Raw genomic sequence first — 3,700 nt, 5'->3', positions numbered from 1 at the left:
GTCGGCCGCGGCCTGCTCGGCCGTGCGCTCACGCGCCGCAAGTCGCTCGGATTCCGCACGCTCCGTGGCCGCCAGTTCGGCATCGCTGATCGGCACCTCCTTGCCCGGCAGCAGGGTGTAGAAGTCGTAGTCCGGCCCCTCGTCCGCAGCCGCGGGCTGGGCGTCGTCGGTCGCATCGGCCAGGCCATCGTCGGCACTGGAGGCCGGCGCCGGACGCGCGTCGGGGTTGGGCTGCGGCCGGAAGAAGCCGTCGCCGTCGGACTTCAGCACCCGCGGTGCGAGCAGCACCACCACAATCGTCAGGACGATGCCGAGCACCATCCACGCCCAGCCGGGCAGTCCGCCGTTGCCGGCGTTGCGTCGAGCCTGGGATTTGCCGCGTCGTGCTGCCACTTACATCACCTCGGGGGCGCTCACGCCCAGCAGATCAAGACCGTTCGCCAGCACCTGGCGGGTCGCCATCGCCAGCACCAGCCGCGCGTGCCGGGTGGCATCGTCGTCAACCAGGAACTGGTGGTCGTTGTAGTACGTCTGGAACGTCTGTGCCAGTTCGAGCAGGTATGCCGCCAGCTGGTGCGGCTCGAGGTCGCGGCCGGCCACCTCGACCACGTCCGGGTATCGCAGGATCGCGGTGACCAGCTCGTGCGCGGCGGCATCGTCCAGGTCCAGCGGCTGCGCGAGGCCGGCGTCGCGGTCGTAGCCCAGGCCGCGCTCGGCCAGCTGGCGCATCAGCCCGCACATGCGCGCATGGCTGACCTGCACGTAGTAGACCGGGTTGTCGAGCGACTGGCTGCGGGCCAGGTCGATGTCGAAGGTGAGCTGCGAGTCGGGCTTGCGGGCGATCAGGAACCAGCGGGTGGCGTCGCGGCCGGCCTCGTCGATCAGGTCGCGCAGCGTCAGGTAGCTGCCGGCGCGCTTGGACAGCTTCACTTCCTCGCCGCCGCGCATGACCGTCACCATCTGGTGCAGCACGTACTCCGGCCAGCCCTGCGGGATGCCGGCGTCCAGCGCCTGCAGCCCGGCGCGCACGCGTGCCAGCGAGCCGTGGTGGTCGGCACCCAGCTCGGTGATGGCGCGCTCGTAGCCGCGCTGCCACTTGCTCAGGTGGTAGGCCACGTCCGGCACGAAGTAGGTGTAGCTGCCGTCGGACTTGCGCATCACGCGGTCCTTGTCGTCACCGAAGTCGGTGCTGCGCAGCCACAGCGCGCCGCCCTCCTCGTAGGTGTGGCCGTGGGCGACGAGTTCGCGCACCGTCTCCTCGACCTTGCCATCGGTGTACAGCGAGGACTCCAGGAAGTAGACGTCGAAGCCGACCCCGAAGGCCTCCAGGTCGGCGTTCTGCTCGCGCCGCAGCCAGGCGACGGCAAAGCGCCGGATCGCGTCGATGTCGTCCGGGTCGCCGGCGGCGGTGACGTGCTGGCCGTCGACCTCGACGCTGGCGCCGTCCAGGTAGGCGCGGGCGACGTCCTTGATGTAGTCGCCGCGGTAGCCGTCTTCGGGCCAGCCGGCATCCTCCGGCGTGCGGCCGTGCGCGCGCTCCTGCACCGAGATCGCCAGGTTGTTTATCTGCGCGCCGGCGTCGTTGTAGTAGTACTCGCGGGCGACGTCCCAGCCGTTGGCGGCGAGCACGCGGCCGATACAGTCGCCGATGACGGCGGCGCGGCCGTGGCCGACGTGCAGCGGCCCGGTCGGGTTGGCCGACACGTACTCGACGCCGGCGCGGCGACCGCGTCCGGAGGCGTTGCGCCCGTAGGCCTCGGCCTGGGCGAACACGTCGCCCAGCTGGCGGCGCCAAGCCGACTCGGCCACGTGGAAGTTGATGAAGCCCGGTCCGGCGATCTCGACCCGGGCGATGTCGTCGTTGGCCGGCAGCGCGTCGACGATCGCCTGGGCCACCGCACGCGGATTGGACCGCGCCGGCTTGGCAAGCAGCATCGCGGCGTTGGTCGAGAAGTCGCCCTGTGCACGGCTCTTCGGCCGCTCGATGACGAAGTCGGGCAGTTCGAGGTCGGTCGGGACGGTGCCGTTCGCGCGCAGCGCGTCGACGGCCTGCGCGACCAGCGCGCGGATGGAGGCTTTCACGGGAATCCTGGGTGGTTCAGCGGAACCGGGCATTTTACCCCGCCACGGCGCGGGCTGCCGGGCGGTTCAGACCCACCCGCGCGCCGCCAGCGATACCGGTGGGCCGTCGGCGATCACGAAATGGTCCAGCAACCTCAGGTCGACCAGCGCCAGCGCCTGCTTGAGCCGTGCGGTCACCGCGCGGTCGGCGGCGCTGGGTTCGCGGTTTCCGCTTGGATGGTTGTGGCCGACGATCAGCGCGGCCGCGTTGTGCGCCAACGCCCGCCGCACCACCTCGCGCGGATGCACTTCGGTGCCGTCCAGGGTCCCGCGGAACAGCTCCTCGAACGCTATCGCGCGGTGTCGGTTGTCCAGGAACAACACCGCGAACACCTCGTGCGGCAGCCCGCGCAGCCGCTGCGAGAAATAGCGGCCGGCCGCCTGCGGGTCGCTGAGTGCGGCGCCGCGCTGGAGGTCGGCCGACAGGTGGCGCTGGCCGAGCTCGAGTGCCGCCGCCAGCGAGCATNGCGGCCGGCCGCCTGCGGGTCGCTGAGTGCGGCGCCGCGCTGGAGGTCGGCCGACAGGTGGCGCTGGCCGAGCTCGAGTGCCGCCGCCAGCGAGCATGAGCGCGCGGGCCCCAAACCGGGCAGCTTGGCCAGCGCGGCCGGTGGCAGGTCGAGCAGCCGCCGCAATGGGCCGTGCGCCTGCAGCAGCTCGCGCGCGGTGCCGACGGCGTCGCGACCGCGCAGTCCGGAGCCGAGGAAGATCGCCAGCAGCTCGGCATCCGACAATGCACCCGCGCCGCGCGAAAGCAGCTTCTCACGGGGGCGCTCGTCGGCCGGCCAGTCACGGATATGCATGGCCGTCAGGGTCGCCAATGCGGTGGTCGCCGGCCATCGGGCCGCTACACGGCTTCGGGTAAGCTGGGCGCCGCTTCGGCGGTAGGAATTTGCCCGCGTGGACCTGTTGCAAGACCAGAAGATCCTGCTGTGCGTGTGCGGCGGCGTCGCCGCCTACAAGGCCGCCGCGCTGGTGCGCCGGCTGGCCGATGCGGGCGCGGTGGTGCAGGTGGCGATGACCGCCAACGCCGAGCGGTTCGTCACCGCCACCACCTTCCAGGCGCTGTCGGGCCGCCCGGTGCGGACCTCGCTGTGGGATGCCGCGGCCGAAGCGGCGATGGGCCATATCGAACTGGCCCGCTGGCCGGACCGCATCGTCATCGCGCCGGCCAGCGCCAACACCGTCGCGCGCCTGGCCCACGGGCTGGCCGACGACCTGGTCAGCACCCTGTGCCTGGCCACCGACGCACCGCTCGCGCTCGCCCCGGCGATGAACCGGCTGATGTGGGCCCACCCGGCAACCCAGGCCAATGTCGAGACCCTGCGCGCGCGCGGCGCGCTGCTGCTCGGGCCCGACTCGGGTGGACAGGCATGCGGCGAGGTCGGCGAGGGCCGGATGATGGAGCCCGAGGCGATCGTCGCCGCGCTGGCGCGGGCATCGGCTTGAACACCGACGGGCTTGCCGGGCGCCGGGTCGTGGTCAGCGCCGGCCCGACCTTCGAGGACCTCGACCCGGTCCGGTTCCTCGGCAACCGCAGCAGCGGCAAGATGGGGTTCGCGATCGCGGCCGCGGCCGCCGC

Annotated in this window: 1 protein-coding gene and 3 pseudogenes; 1 reads left to right on the top strand and 3 read right to left on the bottom strand. The window is 72.1% G+C overall.

Annotated features, from left to right (window positions below):
- The 3 genes and pseudogenes from ACKVMH_RS13020 to ACKVMH_RS13010 form a co-directional block, all read right to left on the bottom strand.
- Positions 1-393, bottom strand: a pseudogene (locus ACKVMH_RS13020) (SPOR domain-containing protein); the annotation flags it as partial.
- Positions 394-2,082, bottom strand: a complete 1,689-nt coding sequence (argS, locus tag ACKVMH_RS13015; RefSeq protein ID WP_412700610.1) for an arginine--tRNA ligase — start codon at positions 2,080-2,082, stop codon at positions 394-396.
- A 66-nt stretch (positions 2,083-2,148) separates the two neighbouring features.
- Positions 2,149-2,921, bottom strand: a pseudogene (locus tag ACKVMH_RS13010) (JAB domain-containing protein).
- A gap of 97 nt (positions 2,922-3,018) precedes the next feature.
- Between ACKVMH_RS13010 and coaBC the strand changes: the two are divergent.
- Positions 3,019-3,700: pseudogene (gene coaBC / locus ACKVMH_RS13005) on the top strand (bifunctional phosphopantothenoylcysteine decarboxylase/phosphopantothenate--cysteine ligase CoaBC); the annotation flags it as partial.

It is taken from the genome of Lysobacter zhanggongensis, from assembly GCF_046638635.1.
GTDB classification, from domain to species: domain Bacteria; phylum Pseudomonadota; class Gammaproteobacteria; order Xanthomonadales; family Xanthomonadaceae; genus Novilysobacter; species Novilysobacter luteus.
This window is presented reverse-complemented; position numbering and strand designations above follow the sequence as displayed.